Origin of the sequence: Ochrobactrum sp. SFR4, assembly GCF_019730395.1 — a bacterium.
Taxonomy (GTDB): Bacteria; Pseudomonadota; Alphaproteobacteria; order Rhizobiales; family Rhizobiaceae; genus Pseudochrobactrum.
On sequence record NZ_JAAPBB010001064.1, the window covers coordinates 1 to 252 of the forward strand.

The 252-nt window shown below is 49.2% G+C and carries 1 pseudogene; it reads left to right on the forward strand.

Annotation, left to right across the window (positions count from 1 at the left end):
• Positions 1 to 252: pseudogene (locus tag HBA93_RS22310) on the forward strand (ABC transporter ATP-binding protein); the annotation flags it as partial.

Genomic DNA, 252 nt, shown 5'->3' on the forward strand with positions numbered 1-252 from the left:
GGATAGCCGCGTTTTGTATAAAACCGGCCGTTTATGGATCAATCCGGGGGATCGTATTGTTTTGCTTGGTGCCAATGGTACGGGCAAAACACGCCTGCTGACTATGGTGCGTAATGTGATTACTGGTGTTGAGCCGGAAAGTGCTGCGCTTAAAGCCACGCCGTCTCTGGTGCTGGGCTATAGTGATCAGGCATTGTCCGAGCTGAATGATAAATTTACACCGCTGGAAACCATTATTCGGCGCTTTGATAT